The organism is Qipengyuania xiapuensis, assembly GCF_019711395.1.
Taxonomy (GTDB): domain Bacteria; phylum Pseudomonadota; class Alphaproteobacteria; order Sphingomonadales; family Sphingomonadaceae; genus Qipengyuania; species Qipengyuania xiapuensis.
On the sequence record NZ_JAIGNL010000001.1, the window covers coordinates 118,286 to 133,879 of the forward strand.

The following is a 15,594-nucleotide window of genomic DNA, read 5'->3' on the forward strand; positions in this document are numbered from 1 at the left end:
ATTCCAGTGCTAAGGCCAATCGGCCCCATCTTCAATCTAGCGCGTGGTCAATCCTGCGGACCCTGCACTTCGGGAATGTCCGAGGTGGCGGGAGGGATGTCGACGGTGCGGGTCGATTTGGCTGTCGGCTCGGGGTCGCGGCCCCAGTCCCAGATGCTTCCGCCAACGCGTTCGTAATTGTCGATCGGGTCGTAGAGTACGCCCTCGTCGCCGAGGCCGAGATCGCGCGCTTCTGCGCGGCCCATGGCTGCAAGCAGCGAGAAGCCGGCGACATAGGCGTTGCGGCGCGCGGTCACCAGCTGGACGCGTGCGGAAAGCAGTTCCTGCTCGGCGTTGAGCACGTCGAGAATGGTGCGGTTGCCGATCGAGTTCTCGGCGCGCACGCCCTCGAGGCTCAGCGTGGCCGCATCGACGGCCGCCTGCGAGCTTTCGATGATGGCGAGGCTGGCCTGCCAGCTCGAATAGGATGCGCGGGTCTGCGCGATCACGTCACGCTCGGTCGCGATTACCTGTTCGAGCGCCGCCGATTCGCGGGCCATCGCCTGGCGCTGGCGCGCAGCCGGAAGGCCGCCCTGGAAGATCGGGATGCTGACCTGCACGCCTGCATTGGCGGTGGTCTCGTTCTGGGCGATCCCGCCCGCACCACCGGCCAGCGTGTCGAAGTAATTGGTGTAATCTGCGCCGGCGAATAGCGAGAGCGTCGGCAGGCGGCCAGCTCCGGCCACTTCGCTGTCGTAGCCTGCGGCCTGTGCGCGTTCCTTGGCGGCGATCAGATCGGGATTGTTCTCAAGCGCCACGTCGACGGCCTCGATGGCGCTATCGGGAAGGCCGGGCAGCGGCGGGGGCGCCTGCAGGTCCTGCGGCGCATCGCCCACCAGCGCGATATAGGTCTCGCGGGCCTGGATCAGGGTTGCCTGTGCGCTCCGCAGGTCGCTCTGCGCCACCGCGAGGCGTGACTGCGACTGGGCAACGTCGGTGCGCGTCAGGTCGCCGATCTCGAAGCGGTCTCCGGTTGCCTCGAGATTGACCGTCAGCACGTCCACCTGGTTTGCCGAAAGGGCCACCAGCGCCTGTCCGCGCAGCACGTCCATATAGGCGGCAACGACCTGGCTGAAGATCGCGCTCTCGGTCGCACGCAGGTCCGCGCGTCCGGCATCGACCCGCTCGCGCGCTGCCTTGATGCCATTGCGCACGGCGCCGCCGGAATAGACCGGCACGGTGAGATCGGGGCCGACCTGCAACCGGCGATCGGGTGCAGTGAAGCTGTTGGGCGAGTTCTTGATGAACTCGATGTAGTTACCGCTGGCGGTAATCGACGGGAGACCCTGCGCACGCTGGATCTGCACGCCCTCGTCGGTAGCGCGCTGGTTTGCCCGTGCGGCCTCAAGCGTCGGGTTGTTCACATAGGCATCGGTCAGCGCTTCCTGCAGCGTGTCGGCATGGGCAGGAGCCGTCGACATGGCGAGCGCGACCACGCTCCCCGAAATTGCCAGCTTTCTCATGACCCCTCCCGTCTGCATTCAGAAACTCCAGCTTGCCGGTTTGTCGAAGGCGCCCATGCGCGGCACGCCCATTTCGGCAAGCGGCAGCAGTGCCAGCGCCTTGCCTGCCTTGCGGCCCGTGGCGAGGCGGGTGACGCCGCGCTCGACGAGGCCGGTGACGATGCGGCCGCCTTCGGCGACCAGCTTGGCCATATTGGCCGGAACATGTTCGATCGCGCCGTCGACGAGGACGAGCGTGTAGTCGCCCTTCTTGGCCTTCAGCGCCTCTGCCGGGGTGATCGTCTTCACCGACGCCACCAGCGGTTCGACCAGCGCGGTCAGGTAGCCGCTGCCGCCATCGACCACGAGGACCTTGTCGTCGCTCTTCGGGCTCGCCTCGGCAAGCATCGCGCCGTGGAACAGCGGAGCGGGCAGGAAGCCACCATCCTCGAGCCGGATCGCGCGGTCCATGTAGGCGGTGCCCTTGGCGTTCTCGGGCACGTGATCCTCACGCGCGACACTGCCCATGCGCTCGAGCACGAAGGGCTCGTTCACGCCGCTGGTGCGCAGCTGGCTGTCGATCATCGCCTTGCGGGCGGCGGCGTAGTCGGGGCGGGTCTTGGTCGTAGTGGTCATAAATATCCGAGGGGCTGTATTACATCGATAACACGGCTTGGCAAGCCCTGTCCTCGATAGGGTCTGTCACTGGGCGTTGCCTTAGGCGCAAGACCCTTTGCTTCCAAGCGCTTTGACCGATGGCCGCAAACGCGCCTATCGGGGAGCGCAATTCTGCAACATGGGAACGCGCAGCGATGAACGGCATGGTGGTAATCAAGGAAGAAGACCTTATCGAGAGCGTGAAAGACGCGCTCCAGTACATCTCCTACTATCATCCGATGGATTATATCCGGGCGCTGGGTGAGGCCTACGAAGCCGAGCAGGGTCCGGCGGCCAAGGACGCGATCGCGCAGATCCTCACCAACAGCCGCATGTGCGCCGAGGGTCACCGCCCGATCTGCCAGGACACGGGGATCGTCAACGTCTTCGTCAAATGGGGCATGAACTGCCGCATCGACACGACCCGCAGCTTGCAGGAAGTGGTCGATGAGGGCGTGCGCCAGGCCTACAACCATCCCGACAACAAGCTGCGCGCCTCGATCCTCGCGGATCCCGCCTTCACCCGCCGCAATACGCGCGACAACACGCCCAGTGTCCTCTCGGTCGAGATGGTGCCGGGCGATACGATCTCTGTCGATGTCGCGGCCAAGGGCGGCGGCAGCGAGAACAAGTCGAAGTTCAAGATGATGAACCCCAGCGACAACATCGTGAACTGGGTCGTCGAACAGCTGCCCTCGATGGGCGCGGGCTGGTGTCCGCCTGGCATGCTCGGCATCGGCATCGGCGGAACGGCGGAGCACTGCATGAAGCTCGCCAAGCTTTCCCTGATGGACCCGATCGACATGGGGCAGCTCAAGCAGCGCGGTGCGCAGACCGATCTCGAGCAGCTGCGCATCGACATTTTCGATGCCGTCAACGCGCAGGGCATCGGCGCACAGGGCCTCGGCGGCCTTTCGACCGTGCTCGACGTGAAGATCCTCGATGCGCCCTGCCACGCGGCGGGCAAGCCGGTCGCGATGATCCCGAACTGCGCCGCCACACGCCATGCGCATTTCACGCTCGACGGATCGGGCCCTGCCTATCTCGATCCGCCGAACATCGACGAATATCCGGATGTGACCTGGCAGCCGGATGCGGCCGCCAAGCGCGTCGATCTCGACAATCTCACGCCCGAAGAAGTGGCCAGCTGGGAGCATGGCGACCGCCTGCTGCTCTCGGGCAAGATGCTCACCGGGCGCGATGCCGCGCACAAGCGCATTCACGACATGCTCGAAAAGGGCGAGGAACTGCCGGTCGAATTCAAGGGCCGCGCGATCTATTATGTCGGCCCGGTCGATCCGGTGATGGGCGAAGTCGTCGGCCCGGCTGGCCCGACCACGGCCACCCGCATGGACAAGTTCACCGAAATGATGCTCGACCTCGGCCTGCTCGCCATGATCGGCAAGGCAGAACGCGGGCACGATGCTGTCGAGGTCATCAGCCGCTTCAAGGTCGCCTATCTCATGGCCACCGGCGGCGCTGCCTATCTCGTCAGCCGCGCGATCAAAGGCGCTGAGGTCGTCGCCTTCGAGGATCTCGGCATGGAAGCGATCTACGAGTTCGAGGTGCAGGACATGCCGGTGACCGTCGCGGTCGATGCGGCCGGCAACAATGTTCACACGCTGGCGCCTGCGCGCTGGCGCGAGAAAATCGCGAAAGGCGAGGTAGAGACCGCCTAAGGAGCGTTCCTGCTCGACAAACGGCAGTGCATATTCGACGGCGGCGCTGGCCTTCGCCCCGTCGAAACGCCATCTAGAGCCGGTGTCAGACACTGAACCCCAGATTAATCGCACCGAGGCGCGTGCGCCGGTCAAGGTCATCGCCTTGTCCATCGTCGGCCTGTGGATCGCCTACTTCCTGCTGATCACTGCGCGCGGCGCCGTGGTCGGGCTCGAAATGCAGAACGAACTGCTGTGGAGGCGCGCCGTCGTCTGCATCGCGGGCGGCGGGATCACCGTCCTGCTGTGGATGTTCCTCCGCATGTTCGATGCGAAGAGCCTCGCCTTCAAGGTCGGCATTGCCATCATTGCTGCCGTGCCCGCCTCGCTCGCCATTGCGCAGATCAACACGATGATCTTCGCGCCGATCGAGGACGAGGTCCGCCAGAAAATCGGCGAACAGCGCGGCCTCACAATCCGCCGCGACGAATCGGGTAACCTGCTGCTCGATATTCCGGGGCAGGGCACCGAGGGCGGCTCGCGGCGCGATGCCGGCGATCCCTCGTCACCGGGCCCCGCCTCCATCGTGATCGAACCCGCGCCAACGGCTGCCGATTACTGGCGCCGCCTGACTGATCTTGCCCTCAGCCGCTACTTCCTGCTGCTCGCATGGGCCGCGCTCTACCTCGCGATCGTCGCCGGTGCCCGTGCCCGCGCTGCCGAACGACGCGGCGAACGCTTCCGCACCGCTGCCAAGGCGGCCGAGCTGCGGAGCCTGCGCTACCAGGTGAACCCACATTTCCTCTTCAACACGCTCAATTCGCTGTCCTCGCTGGTGATGACCGGCAAGGCCGACCGCGCTGAGGAAATGATCCAGTCGCTCTCGCGCTTCTATCGCCATTCGCTGGCCGACGATTCGACCGGCGATGTCAGCCTCGAGGACGAGATCGACCTGCAGGAGCACTATCTCGAGATCGAATCGGTGCGTTTCCCCGAACGCCTCAAGGTGCGCGTCGACCTGCCGAGGGATCTCGCCCAGCTCAAGGTACCGGGCATGATCCTGCAGCCGCTGGTCGAGAACTCGGTTAAATACGGCGTCTCGGCGAGCGCGCAGCCGGTGACGATCAGCATCGTCGCGCGCGAGGAATACGGCCGCCTCGTGATCCGCGTCAGCGACAATGGTCCGGGCGTGCCCACCGGCCATTCGGGCGGTTTCGGCATCGGTCTCGCCAATGTCCGCGACCGGCTCGAAGCGCGCTTCGGCCAGGAAGCGACGATCACGTCCGGCCAGTCGATCGATGGCTATGAAACCGAATTGAGGCTACCCATGGTGAAGCATGGCTGAGGAAACCGAAGACAAGCTGCGCACGCTGATCGTCGACGACGAGCCGCTGGCGGTCGAACGCATGCAGGTGATCTGCAGCAAGATGGACGCGCTCAACGTGGTCGGCACCGCGAGCGACGGGGCACAGGCGCTGCGGCTGGTCGAGGCACTGACGCCCGATCTCATCCTGCTCGACATGACCATGCCCGAAGTCGACGGCCTCTCGGTCGCCAAGACTCTCGCCAAGCAGGAACAGCGCCCCGCGGTCGTCTTCGTCACCGCGCATGACAATTACGCTGTCGAGGCCTTCGATCTCGACGCGGTCGATTATGTCCTCAAGCCAGTGAAGCCCGATCGCCTCGAACGCGCGATCCAGCGTGCGCTCGCCCGCCGCGGCGATGGCGACCGCGAGGAAAGCAAGTGGCTCGAGGAGCTGTGGATCCCGCATCGCAGCGAGCTCATCCGCATCGACACCGAGGAAGTCTCGCGCATCGATGCCGAGCGCGACTATGTCCGACTCCATGTCGAGGACCGGTCCTACCTGCTGCTGCAGACCATCGCCGGCCTCGAGAAGCGGCTCGACCCCGCCAAGTTCATCCGCATCCACCGCTCGACCATCCTCAGGAAGGACCGCATCAAGGGCCTGCGCCACGATGGCCTGGGCGTGTGGTCGGTCGAGATGGAAGACGGCGAAGCGCTGCGCATCGGCCGGACCTACCTTCCCAAGGTAAAGGCGATGGCGGGGCGGTAATTTTCCCGGCTTGCGCTCTCGCGATTATGCGAGCGCGCCCCAGGTTCCCTATTCAAAGACTGCTTGTGACCGATCGGGCTGCGAACAGCAGTCCGCAAGGCCAACCGACTGCCCGCAGCGGGTGCAGCTTGCTGCACATCGAGTGAGGACACGCCTGCGGATGTGGGCGCCAAACATAAAAGCGCCCCGGCCGGGGGACTGCAATCCGGCCGGGGCGCAGGTTGTAGCGGACTGGGGGTTGATCAGCCGCCGTTCGCGCGCTGCTCTTTGACAGCTGCGAATTTCTTGGAAGCCGAGGCCTTGGCCTCGAGGTAGCAGCGGCGCGTATCTGCGCTGCGCATGCGGGAACCGGTCTCGTGGCGGCTGTAACGGCAGGCCTTGCGGGCCGCGACGTCGATGCGCTCTTCGAGGGTTTTCTGGCCGTGCGCGCTGGCAAGGTCGAGGTCGCGATATTCGACTTCGAACGAAGCGGTCTGCGCGCTGGCGGGGAGTGCAAAAGCGGCAATTGCGAGAGCTGTGAGGGTCTTCTTCATGGGTCTTTCCTCCGGGTCTGCGGCGGGCCCTAACTTTACTGGGGGACTGTCTTACCGGACCCGCCGCACAACCTGTATTGCTCAGCTACAACTGTAATTGCACGCGGCTATCGACGGGCGTGAACGCATTCTGGACCGATGATCGAAAAGTGCCGACGAAGTGCGATTGGCAATCGGCGAACGGCACACCTATCTTTGGAGGGATGCTGATTTTCCTGCTCTTCATCCTCGGTACGGCGAATTTCGCCATGCAGAAGGCCGTGCTGGAGAGCCGTCATCCCATGCTCGACGCGCTGCCCGGCTTCTACAAGCGCGGTGGCGGGCGCTTCTCGCTCGCCTTCGAGTTCGTCGTCCTCGTGGTGGCGATGATTCTCACCGCGCAGGGCTGGTCAGGTGCAGCCGTCGCCTATGGCATCTATAGCGCCCTCAACCTCGCCACCGCCTGGCTGATCCTTTCGGGTCGCATTTAACCCGCGGGAACCGCGCGCTTTTCGGCGCGCTTAAGCCGCATGGCGAGCGACAACTCCATCTGGCTTCTCACCAATGCCCGCTCAGGCAGCAATTCGGCGCAGGCGATCGGCCTGATCGAAGAGCACTGCGATCGGCACGGCTTCTGCATCGAGCGGAAGATCTGTTTTCCCGACGAGGACCTGCCGTCTGCCGCCGATCTCGACCGGGCAGGAACCACGCGGCTGGCGATCTTTACCGGCGACGGAACGCTGAACGCGGCAATTACTTCGCTTTATGGCTGGGGCGGGGCAATCGCCGTGCTTCCGGGCGGGACGATGAACCTGCTCAGCAAGCGTCTGCACGGCGTGGATGCTTCAATCGAAGAGATAATTGCCCGCATGGCCTCGGGCGCCGCGAAACGCGTGCGGCCCCAAATCACGCGCTGCGCCGCCGGGGACGCGCTCGCAGGCCTGCTTGTCGGCCCCGGGACCTCTTGGGCCGGCGTGCGCGAGTCCATGCGCGATTTCGATATCGCCGGGATCGCGGAAGGCACGAGTGAGGCCATCGCGGACATCACCGGCGAATCCATGGTGCGCTGCGTCGAGCCGGACCGCGGCAGAAGTGAGGGATATCCGCTGATCGAGCTCTCTCCGGGACACCGCGGCATGCATGTCGATGCCTTCCATGCAGAGGGGACGGGCGAAGTGCTCAGCCAGAGCCTCGCGCTCCTAAAGCGCAATTTCCGCGAAGGGCCGCACACGCGCCTCGGCCTGCTCGACGAAGTGACTCTCGAAACGGCCGACGGTTCGCCGCTCTCTATCCTGATCGACGGCGAACCTGCCGAGCTTGGCCCCAGGGCGCAATTCACGATGGCTTCCTGCGAGGTCGATCTGCTAGCGACCCACCATGGCTACTGACGCGCGTCGCATCTTTCATCTTTCGGACGTCCACTTCGGTCTCGAGAACAATCGGGCGCTCGACTGGGTGAAGCAGGAAATTGCCGAGAAGCGGCCCGATGCCGTCGCCATCACGGGTGACCTCACCATGCGTGCGCGGCACCACGAGTTTGCCGCAGCGACCGAGTGGATCAATTCGCTCGACGCACCGGTGACGGTCGAGGTGGGCAATCACGACATGCCCTACTTCAACCCGATCGAGCGCTTCCTCGACCCCTACCGCCGCTTCAACGGCATGAAGGACAAAGTCGAGAAGGAAATCGACCTCGGCAATCTGGCGATCATCCCGCTCAAGACAGCAGTCCGCGCGCAGCCGCGCCTCAACTGGTCCAAGGGCTGGGTCACCGATGCCGCGCTGGAGAAATGCCTCGCCGCGATCGATGCCATGCCCGAGGGACGGCGCGCCCTCGTCGCGGTGCACCACCCTTTGCGCGAAGTGGGGACGCAGGGAACCGCGCTGACCAAGAACGGGGAGAAGGCGCTGCGTGCGCTTGCCCGCCGCCCGGTCGAGGCGGTGCTTTCGGGCCACGTCCACGATGCCTTCGACATCATGGAAGACACCAGCGAAGGGCCGGTCCGCATGATCGGTGCGGGCACACTGTCGCAGCGTACCCGTTCGACCCCGTGCAGCTTCAACGAAATCGAATGGGACGGCACCCGCCTGACAGTCGCGGTGCGCAACCTGCAGCACGTCGAGACGGCTGACATGCAGATCGACGACGTGCCCGAGAATGCGCTCCCGCCACGCGATCCTCGCGATCCGGTAGCGCCCGTGCGGCAGATCCCGCGGGTCGATCCTCCGGTGCATTAACCACCGCCGTCATCGGTTTCGAAACCCGGAGACGCGAGGTTCACCCCGAGCCACATTGACCGGAGCCAAGGGGGAAAGCCGGTGATCGAACTCTTCAAGGCCGTGCCGCTGGGCTCGATCCTGACATATGTGGTGGCCCTCGTGGTGGGCAGCCAGGGCTCGCGCGGAGGGTACCTCGCGATCTTCCGGCAGGAAATCTACGAATATGAAATGTGGTGGAGCTGGCCGCTGTTCTTCGCGGGCACCGCACTCGCATGGGGCATCATGACGCTCCAGCGCTGAGCCTTTCGGGTTCGCTGCGAGAAAGACAACTCGGCGCAAACGAAAAGGGCGGCCCCTCGCGGGACCGCCCTTCCTCGGTGATCGAAAAGATCGGTGTCGAAACTTAGCGCTTCGAGAACTGGAAGCTACGACGTGCCTTGGCGCGGCCGTACTTCTTACGCTCGACCACGCGGCTGTCGCGGGTGAGGAAGCCGGCGGCCTTGACCGTCGAACGCAGGGCCGGCTCGTACTTGGCGAGAGCCTGGCTGATGCCGTGCTTGACCGCACCGGCCTGGCCCGAGAGACCGCCGCCGCGAACGGTGGCGACAACGTCGTACTGGCCCTGGCGCTCGGTGATGGCGAACGGCTGGTCGATCACGAGACGCAGCGTCGGACGGGCGAAGTAGACTTCCTGGTCCTTGCCGTTGACGGTGATCTTGCCGCTGCCGGGAACGAGCCATACGCGAGCGGTAGCGTCCTTACGACGACCGGTTGCGTAGGCACGGCCCTGTGCGTCGAGTTCCTGCTCGCGCAGGGGAACGTCGGCCTTGGCTGCGATGTCTGCAGCGTCGCCCTGAGGCGCGTCTGCAGCGATGTCCTTCAGATCTGCGAGATCCGAGACGGTTTCGTTCTTGGTTTCGTCAGCCATTATGCAACAGCCTTGTTCTTGCGGTTCATCGAAGCGACGTCGAGCGTCTTGGGCTTCTGGCCCTCATGCGGATGCTCGGTGCCGTTGTAGAGGTGGAGCGCCTTCATCTGCGCACGGCCAAGCGGGCCGCGCGGGATCATGCGCTGCACGGCCTTTTCAAGGACGCGCTCGGGGAAACGACCGCCCAGCACCTTGGCAGGGGTGGTTTCCTTGATGCCGCCCGGGTGGCCGGTGTGCTTGTAATAGATCTTGTCGTCCATCTTCTTGCCGGTGAACTTCACCTTGTCGGCATTGATGACGATGACGTGGTCGCCGCAATCGACGTGCGGCGTGTAGCTCGGCTTGTGCTTGCCGCGCAGGATGTTGGCGATGATCGCCGCGAGACGGCCGACGACGAGGTTTTCCGCGTCGATGATGTGCCAGTCCTTTTCGACCTCTGCCGGCTTGGCCGACTGGGTCACTTTCGTGAGAGCCTTCATGGCTTGATGTCCGTTTGCTCGAGTTATCGTGCCTTGCTGCGGCACTAAACGATTTCGCGGCCCCTGCTCGAGGAGCCGCTAAGCGGGCGCCAAATGGCGGTGCGGACGCGATTCGTCAAGCAATTCTGCGGATCAGAGCGGAGGTAAAATAATACCGACAGGGTTCCGGGCAGGGTATCAGGCGATCGCCCAGGTCTCCCGCGACACCCTTGCGCTGTCGCCGATCCGGGTGACGATCCGGCGCTCGCTCTGCCTCAGAAGGCCGCTGGCGGGTTCGGCGCTCACGCTGACCGAAACCTCGTAGCTGCCTTCGGCGCCGCCGGGCAGGTCGAGTGCGCGGCTTTCGCTGCGCTTGCCCGCCTGCGGGAAGAACAGGTCGCGCGGGACCTGGCTTACGAGCGAGGCCGCAGTCCGGCCGATCTCGGCAAGCTGCCGCCTTACGTCCTGCGATGCATTCTGCTCCCTCGCGCGCTCCTCGATCAACCGCGACGCGCGCTCGACGGCGTGCTGGATGCTCGCATCGCCTTCAGGCCAGCCGACGATCACGCCATTGCTGTCGAGCGTCATCGGAAAGAGGCCGGTGACTTCGCGCTTGCGCTCGATCTCGGCGAGCGAAGCAAGCGGGGGAGGGGCATCGACCGTGACGGCGAGCTGCCGCGCCTCGATCCTCGCGCCGCCTTCGAGCGCGCTGAAGCGGCATTCCCATTCGCGGGTCACGAGCAGGCTTGCGCCGCCGCCGAGACCGCGCTCCAGCTCACGTCTCAGCCGCAGGGGTCGCTCGGGAAAACTTACCGTCCGCCTGCTTGCCGCGAGCGGTATGGAAATGGATAGCGCTGGCAATGCAGCGCACCATCCCAAGGCATTCAGAACATTCCTGCGGCTAGCTTGCGACACCCGATTTCCCCCCGTGCAATTGTCCTAGCCAGGCGCTCGTTCCGGCGCTCGCCTCGCAGGGCCAACCCACTATTGCGGGGGTATCGTAAGGGTGCAAGTGTTCAATGCGATCAATGGCTTGGCGCAACTTCGCGGCATCCGTCTTGAGGAGCGCTGGGACTTCCTCACCCTCGCCCCTCTCGCCGTCCCAGACGAAGAGCGAGCGGATCGGACCACCGATATTGATGCAGCCGATCAGCCGTTCATCGAGCAGTTGCGCGCCGATCCTCTCTGCCGTCTCCCGATCGGGAAAGGGGCAGTAGATCAGCGCGGTCATTCCTGGCGGCCGATCGCGTGGGCGCCCCAAGCGTAAGCAGCCACGAGCAGCGCTCCCACCAGCTGGTGCAGCACGGCGAGGTGGAATTCGACGCCCGTCATGACCGTCGCGATGCCGAGCAGGATCTGGATGCCGAATGCCGAGTGGATGGCAATCGATGCCTTGCGGTTCACCGGTTTCACTTTGCGCGCCATGACAATAAGCGCGGCGACCGCGACCCACGCCCACCAGCGGTGCATCCAGTGGATCAGGAAGGGGTCGTGCGTGAGGGCCCAGAACATGCCCTGCGAGGTATCGTATTCGGGTATGAAGCGGCCCTGCATCAGCGGCCAGCTATCCGAGGCGAGGCCTGCGTTGAGGCCGGCGACCCAGGCGCCGAGCAGCAGCTGGATGAAGAGGATTGCGCCGGTCCATCCGGCAACCGCGCGCATCCGTGCCGGACGCTGGTGACCCTTGGCCAGTGCGCGCAGGTCGAGCGCGGTCCAGATGAGGCCGCCCAGCAGGATCAATGCAGTGCACAGGTGGATCGCAAGGCGGAAGTGGCTCACGTCGGTGCGCGTCTCGAGGCCCGAGGCGACCATCCACCAGCCAAAGCTGCCCTGCAGGCCGACCAGAGCCACCAGCGCGAAGAGGCGCCAGAAATAGCCCTGCGGGATGATCTTGCGCGCGGCGAAGAGCGCGAGAGGGACAGCCAGCGCAAGCCCGATCAAGCGGCCGAGCTGGCGGTGGATCCACTCCCACCAGTAGATCGTCTTGAACGCCTCGAGATCCATGCCTGCCGGGCCGTTGATCTCGATATACTCCGGAATCTTCTTGTAGAGTTCGAACTCCGCTTCCCAGTCGGCCTGGCTCAGCGGCGGCAATGCGCCCAGAACCGGTTTCCACTCGGTGATCGACAGGCCGCTTTCGGTAAGGCGCGTGATGCCGCCGACGGTCACAATCACGATGACCATCAAGGCAACGATGAAGAGCCAGTTCGACAGCAGGAGCGGGCGGGCGCGAGAGGCGGTCTCGTTCATGATGTGCGCTATGTGCTGTCCGGCACGCAAATCGCAAGTGCAAATGGTTCAATCGGCATACCGGCCACAGCAAGCGACAAAATGCGTCCCTGATCGCAACCGGCTCTTGTAACAGGTGATACTATCACATATCTGCAGTGACATGTTGCAACGCGCCATCCTGCCGATTCGTCGGAGGCTCGACCGTTTCGGTATCGGGCTTTCGGGTCTTTGCGCGCTGCATTGCCTCGCCAGCATCGTGCTGGTGTCGGGGCTCGGCATCGGCGGGGAATTCTTCTTCGCTCCCGAAATCCACCGCTGGGGCCTTGCGATCGCGACGCTCGTCGCGGCCGTCGCCATCGGCTGGGGCGCGCTGCGCCACAAGATGGCCGCACCCTTCGTGATCGCGATGACCGGCCTCACTTTCATGGGCGGCGCGCTGGCCGTCCCGCATGGCTACAAGGAAGCGATCCTGACCATCATCGGCGTCGCGCTTGTGTCGCTCGGTCACATCCTCAACCTGCGCCATGTGCACTCCGCCGCTTGCAAGGAGCGCTGCGGAGACTAAGTGACGCGGGCTATGATCAGCCTGACCGTCAATGGCGAAACCCGCCGTACCTCCGCCCAGACCATCGCCGACCTCGTGCGCGAGCTCGATCTCGATCCTGCCAAGGTGGCGGTCGAGCACAATGGCACGATCGCGCCGCGCAGCGAGCTTGCCCAGCACGCCATCGCCGACGGCGACACGCTCGAGATCGTCCATTTCGTCGGCGGCGGGCAGGATGACGGCAATGCCGACACCTGGAGCGTGGCCGGACGTACCTTCAAGAGCCGCCTCATCGTCGGCACCGGCAAGTACAAGGATTTCGAGCAGAACGCCGCCGCCCTCGAAGCGAGCGGTGCAGACATCGTGACCGTCGCCGTGCGCCGGGTGAACGTCAGCGACCCCAAGGCGCCGATGCTGACCGACTATATCGACCCGAAGAAGGTCACCTACCTGCCCAACACCGCGGGCTGCTTCACCGCCGACGACGCCATCCGCACGCTGCGGCTTGCGCGCGAGGCCGGCGGCTGGGACCTCGTGAAGCTCGAGGTGCTGGGCGAGGCCAAGACGCTCTATCCCGACATGCGCGAGACGCTGAAGGCGACCGAGGTGCTGGCAAAGGAAGGCTTCCATCCGATGGTCTACTGCGTCGACGATCCGATCGCTGCCAAGCAGCTGGAGGAAGCAGGCGCGGTCGCCATCATGCCGCTGGGTGCGCCGATCGGCTCGGGTCTCGGCATCCAGAACCAGGTCACCATCCGCCTGATCGTCGAGGGCGCGAACGTGCCCGTACTCGTCGATGCGGGTGTCGGTACGGCTAGCGATGCTGCCGTGGCGATGGAGCTCGGCTGCGACGGCGTGCTCATGAACACCGCCATCGCCGAGGCCAAGGACCCGATCCGCATGGCCCGCGCGATGAAGCTCGCAGTCGAGGCGGGCCGCGAGGCCTATCTCGCCGGGCGCATGGGCCGGCGCAAATATGCCGACCCTTCGAGCCCCCTTGCCGGACTGATCTAGGAGAAAGCGCCGTGGCCGACCTCGTTATCGAACTGGAAGAGCACGGGTCGAAGGGGCGCTATGTCTACCGTCCGGCCAGCGGCGATCCTGCGGAGATCACCTATTCGGTCGTCAACCCGACCAAGATCATCGTCGACCATACCGGCGTGCCGGAAAGCATGCGGGGGCAGGGCGTCGGCCAGGCGCTGGCCGAACATGTCGTCAAGGATGCGCGGGCGAAGGGTATTTCGATCATCCCTCTGTGCCCCTTCTTCAAGGCGCTCGCCCAGCGGCACGAGGACTGGCAGGACGTCGTCGAACTCTAGTTCGCAGCCCGCAAAACCAAAAATTAACCATCGCAATGCAGGGTATCCCTCGAAACAGGGAGTGCCGACTCATGGCCATTACCAATGCCGCTTCGATGACGATCGCCGAGATGCGCGAGTTCGCCAGCTTCACCGCAGCCGAACAGCGCTACATCCGCCGGAGCCTCGATATCGGGCTAAGCCGTTGTGACGCCTTCCGTATCTGGGGCCGCACGCAGGGCGAGACCGCCGCGATCCGCAGCCAGTACGTCGCCTACCAGGAGTTGAAGGCCCTGCGCGGCTCGATCCCTAGCGAATCGGGTTTCGATGCGATCGAGGAATTCATCGGCAAGATCACCCGCGTGGCCGCCTTCGACCTCGCGCAGGAGCGCATCGAGTGCTTCTCCGCCTTCCGCTTCCTTTACGAGCGCCTGCTCGGTGCCGAAGCGCGTCCGTGGCTGCCGAGCGCCTTTTGCGCCGCCGCCGCGCTGCCGCAGATCCGCCCCGAACGCCGCAAGATGCTCCTCCAGAGCCTGAGCGAAGCCGCCGCGACCGCCCCCGGCTGGTCCGACCGCGCGCCGAGCTTCTATCCGGAGTTCATCGAGGAAGTGGCTGCTTGACAGAAGTTGCAGACTAGCCGCAGTTTAAGGCTATGTCCTTGCACGAAAATTTAGAGCAAAACTGCCGAAACGATTACGAGCCGCACACTTGGATAGGGTTGGTTCTTGATCATTTCGCGCAGGCCGAGCAGGCGCTTGGTAAATTCTCTGTCGAACTAGGTCTACCGATTGCAAATGGCTCTTTGAGTTCCCTCAATGAAGTTCGCAATCGCCTTCAAAAAGTCGAAAACAAGAAATGCAGGGCGCTCGATAAACGCATTGATCGCTGGGTGGCCAACAGGCCCTTTCGGCATCTCCTCGCTCACGCCACGGTGACCACTTTGTTTGATGCCGCAGGTCAAGTGGTGGTGGTGACACGCCACCTACCGCGTGACGCCGATGACGTTACACCGGATCGAGTTTGGAATATTGAGGACCAACAGGATCTTCTAAGGAAGGCGAGAAGCGATAGCCGTTCGATTTGCGACCACGTCAACAATCTCAGCGCGGACCTCGTGTGTCTCAAGGCACTTAGGGAAGCTTAAAGCTCTTCCACGATCAGGTAGGTGACCGTGGTCTCACCCACATTCACCACCTCGTGCCACTCGGTGCCGTCGCTCGAATAGTCCGAGCCGGTTTCAAGCGTCGCCGTGCGCGTTTCGCTCTCGCTGGTGAGCTGCATCGTACCTCCGCTCAGTGCGTAGCCGTAATGCGCGGGGTGGTAGTGGCGCTCATGTCCCACGCCGGGCGGGAAGGTGCAGCGCAGGACACGGTGCGTGTCTGTCTGGTGCCTAAGTTCGCAAACCCGTTCGCCATTCCAGCCGGCTTCGAGCGCGGACGGCAGCGGTTCCTTGGTGTCCCCGGCATGCGCGCCGGCCGCAAGAATGGCTCCCGCGGCCAGGGGCGCGGCAATCGTCAGCAAATTGCGCATG

The 15,594-nt window shown here is 64.4% G+C and carries 21 protein-coding genes; 12 read left to right on the forward strand and 9 right to left on the reverse strand.

All coding sequences use genetic code 11. The features are described from left to right. Nucleotides 1-47 precede the first annotated feature (47 nt). Together K3163_RS00635 and K3163_RS00640 are read right to left on the reverse strand one after the other, a co-directional pair. Nucleotides 48-1,502, reverse strand: coding sequence for a TolC family outer membrane protein (locus K3163_RS00635; RefSeq protein ID WP_221550812.1), 1,455 nt, complete (start codon nt 1,500-1,502; stop codon nt 48-50). A gap of 18 nt (nt 1,503-1,520) precedes the next feature. Then, a complete protein-coding gene (locus K3163_RS00640) occupies nt 1,521-2,117 on the reverse strand; it encodes a protein-L-isoaspartate O-methyltransferase family protein (protein WP_221427278.1) in 597 nt (198 codons plus the stop codon). A gap of 185 nt (nt 2,118-2,302) precedes the next feature. Here K3163_RS00640 and K3163_RS00645 point away from each other — a divergent pair, with 185 nt between their 5' ends. The 3 genes from K3163_RS00645 to K3163_RS00655 all read left to right on the forward strand — a co-directional run bounded on the left by K3163_RS00645 (nt 2,303) and on the right by K3163_RS00655 (nt 5,871). Then, nucleotides 2,303-3,817 carry a fumarate hydratase gene (locus K3163_RS00645; protein WP_221553926.1) on the forward strand — a complete coding sequence of 505 codons (1,515 nt, stop codon included), beginning with the start codon at nt 2,303-2,305 and terminating at the stop codon, nt 3,815-3,817. A gap of 82 nt (nt 3,818-3,899) precedes the next feature. After that, nucleotides 3,900-5,141, forward strand: a complete 1,242-nt coding sequence (locus K3163_RS00650; protein WP_345719684.1) for a sensor histidine kinase — start codon at nt 3,900-3,902, stop codon at nt 5,139-5,141. After that, nucleotides 5,134-5,871, forward strand: coding sequence for a LytR/AlgR family response regulator transcription factor (locus K3163_RS00655; RefSeq protein WP_221427277.1), 738 nt, complete (start codon nt 5,134-5,136; stop codon nt 5,869-5,871). Before K3163_RS00650 ends, K3163_RS00655 begins: the two co-directional genes overlap by 8 nt. A 242-nt stretch (nt 5,872-6,113) precedes the next feature. Here K3163_RS00655 and K3163_RS00660 read toward each other — a convergent pair whose 3' ends face one another. Beyond that, complete coding sequence (locus K3163_RS00660) at nt 6,114-6,404, reverse strand: UrcA family protein (RefSeq protein ID WP_221550814.1); 291 nt, start codon at nt 6,402-6,404, stop codon at nt 6,114-6,116. Nucleotides 6,405-6,607: 203 nt separating this feature from the next. Here K3163_RS00660 and K3163_RS00665 point away from each other — a divergent pair, with 203 nt between their 5' ends. The 4 genes from K3163_RS00665 (at nt 6,608) to K3163_RS00680 (ending at nt 8,903) form a co-directional block, all read left to right on the forward strand. Next, nucleotides 6,608-6,874, forward strand: coding sequence for a hypothetical protein (locus tag K3163_RS00665; RefSeq protein WP_221427275.1), 267 nt, complete (start codon nt 6,608-6,610; stop codon nt 6,872-6,874). Between the two features lie 39 nt (nt 6,875-6,913). Continuing rightward, a complete protein-coding gene (locus tag K3163_RS00670; protein WP_221550816.1) occupies nt 6,914-7,771 on the forward strand; it encodes a diacylglycerol/lipid kinase family protein in 858 nt (285 codons plus the stop codon). Continuing rightward, nucleotides 7,761-8,621, forward strand: a complete 861-nt coding sequence (locus K3163_RS00675; RefSeq protein ID WP_221550826.1) for a metallophosphoesterase family protein — start codon at nt 7,761-7,763, stop codon at nt 8,619-8,621. The genes K3163_RS00670 and K3163_RS00675 overlap by 11 nt, the downstream gene beginning before the upstream one ends. Before the next feature lie 81 nt (nt 8,622-8,702). After that, nucleotides 8,703-8,903, forward strand: coding sequence for a hypothetical protein (locus K3163_RS00680; RefSeq protein ID WP_247712647.1), 201 nt, complete (start codon nt 8,703-8,705; stop codon nt 8,901-8,903). Between the two features lie 103 nt (nt 8,904-9,006). Here the strand turns inward: K3163_RS00680 and rpsI are convergent, their stop codons facing one another. The 5 genes from rpsI to K3163_RS00705 form a co-directional block, all read right to left on the reverse strand. Beyond that, nucleotides 9,007-9,531: a 30S ribosomal protein S9 gene (gene rpsI / locus K3163_RS00685; RefSeq protein WP_221427272.1), complete on the reverse strand. Its 525-nt coding sequence runs from the start codon at nt 9,529-9,531 to the stop codon at nt 9,007-9,009. Continuing rightward, nucleotides 9,531-10,010 (reverse strand): 50S ribosomal protein L13, encoded by a 480-nt coding sequence (gene rplM / locus K3163_RS00690; RefSeq protein ID WP_221427271.1) that lies wholly within the window; start codon nt 10,008-10,010, stop codon nt 9,531-9,533. The genes rpsI and rplM overlap by 1 nt, the downstream gene beginning before the upstream one ends. Nucleotides 10,011-10,187: 177 nt before the next feature. Beyond that, complete coding sequence (locus K3163_RS00695; protein WP_221550830.1) at nt 10,188-10,850, reverse strand: hypothetical protein; 663 nt, start codon at nt 10,848-10,850, stop codon at nt 10,188-10,190. Nucleotides 10,851-10,890: 40 nt separating this feature from the next. Beyond that, nucleotides 10,891-11,220, reverse strand: a complete 330-nt coding sequence (gene cutA / locus K3163_RS00700) for a divalent-cation tolerance protein CutA (protein ID WP_221427269.1) — start codon at nt 11,218-11,220, stop codon at nt 10,891-10,893. Continuing rightward, nucleotides 11,217-12,239 (reverse strand): COX15/CtaA family protein, encoded by a 1,023-nt coding sequence (locus K3163_RS00705; RefSeq protein WP_221550832.1) that lies wholly within the window; start codon nt 12,237-12,239, stop codon nt 11,217-11,219. The genes cutA and K3163_RS00705 overlap by 4 nt, the downstream gene beginning before the upstream one ends. Nucleotides 12,240-12,381: 142 nt before the next feature. On the opposite strand from K3163_RS00705, the gene K3163_RS00710 reads away from it, so the two are divergent. From K3163_RS00710 to K3163_RS00730, 5 genes are all read left to right on the forward strand, one after another. Further along, on the forward strand, nt 12,382-12,786 hold the full coding sequence (locus K3163_RS00710; protein ID WP_221427267.1) for a MerC domain-containing protein: 405 nt from the start codon (nt 12,382-12,384) through the stop codon (nt 12,784-12,786). A gap of 12 nt (nt 12,787-12,798) precedes the next feature. Next, on the forward strand, nt 12,799-13,779 hold the full coding sequence (thiS, locus tag K3163_RS00715) for a sulfur carrier protein ThiS (protein WP_221427266.1): 981 nt from the start codon (nt 12,799-12,801) through the stop codon (nt 13,777-13,779). Nucleotides 13,780-13,790: 11 nt separating this feature from the next. Then, nucleotides 13,791-14,084, forward strand: a complete 294-nt coding sequence (locus tag K3163_RS00720) for a GNAT family N-acetyltransferase (RefSeq protein ID WP_221550834.1) — start codon at nt 13,791-13,793, stop codon at nt 14,082-14,084. Nucleotides 14,085-14,155: 71 nt separating this feature from the next. Beyond that, entirely contained in the window at nt 14,156-14,683 is a 528-nt protein-coding gene (locus tag K3163_RS00725; RefSeq protein ID WP_221550836.1) for a hypothetical protein, read from the forward strand. Between the two features lie 32 nt (nt 14,684-14,715). Continuing rightward, on the forward strand, nt 14,716-15,207 hold the full coding sequence (locus K3163_RS00730) for a hypothetical protein (RefSeq protein ID WP_221550838.1): 492 nt from the start codon (nt 14,716-14,718) through the stop codon (nt 15,205-15,207). Here K3163_RS00730 and K3163_RS00735 read toward each other — a convergent pair. Next, nucleotides 15,204-15,593: a cupin domain-containing protein gene (locus tag K3163_RS00735; RefSeq protein WP_221550840.1), complete on the reverse strand. Its 390-nt coding sequence runs from the start codon at nt 15,591-15,593 to the stop codon at nt 15,204-15,206. The two genes, K3163_RS00730 and K3163_RS00735, sit on opposite strands and share 4 nt — an antisense overlap. Between the last annotated feature and the right edge of the window lies 1 nt (nt 15,594).